The sequence below is a fragment of the Yersinia sp. 1252 StPb PI genome (genome assembly GCF_048593885.1).
Taxonomy (GTDB): Bacteria; Pseudomonadota; Gammaproteobacteria; order Enterobacterales; family Enterobacteriaceae; genus Yersinia; species Yersinia enterocolitica_E.
The window spans coordinates 1-616 of sequence record NZ_JAZGQE010000459.1; the positions used below are offsets into that span (position 1 = coordinate 1).

Genomic DNA, 616 nt, shown 5'->3' on the forward strand with positions numbered 1-616 from the left:
ATGGTATGATACTTACCATTTATTTTAAATCTTATTCCATACCAGTTAACATAGTTATCTACGTTTGTTTTTGATATACCATCTGAAGTCGAAGACAGCAAACAATAGTCTATAATTGCTAATATCGATGATTTTCCTTTGCCTGAGTCTCCAGTTATGACGTTAACTTTATTCTCTTCTAGTACGAGATTTCGTAGTGTATCATCTGTCTGATATATTAAAATATTTGTTATTTGCATTACAATCTAACTCCGCAAAGATCGTATACGTTATGTGGTTCATCTGATATGAGGGTAGCTATATTTATAGCGGCAGACTGAATTTTTATTGCTCTTTTACCTAACTCAGAAATCGCATCGGCAGCTATTATTTTCTTCTTGAAAATCAACTCTCCATCCATAAGTTCGGCTATGTCATTTTCAATGCAGAGTGATGTACAGTTTATTGAGGATGGAAGGAAGTTATAATATCTTTTATTTAAAGATACTAACAATTCAGGCTTGGTTAGCAATAAGTCTTGGAATGATATTATATTAGTACGTTTATTAGCTAAATAGTTCAGGCTTTTCCTATGGAAAATTATGGGTAAAACTATCATAATGTTACTTAGAGTTGT

General features: G+C 31.8%; 2 protein-coding genes. Both read right to left on the minus strand.

Annotation, left to right across the window (positions count from 1 at the left end; all coding sequences use genetic code 11):
* A partial coding sequence (locus V2A85_RS24305) for an AAA family ATPase (RefSeq protein ID WP_420072634.1) occupies positions 1-239 on the minus strand: 239 nt, incomplete at its 3' end.
* Positions 239-616 (minus strand): three component ABC system middle component (locus V2A85_RS24310; protein WP_420072635.1); only part of this gene is annotated, 378 nt, incomplete at its 5' end. The genes V2A85_RS24310 and V2A85_RS24305, both read right to left, overlap by 1 nt.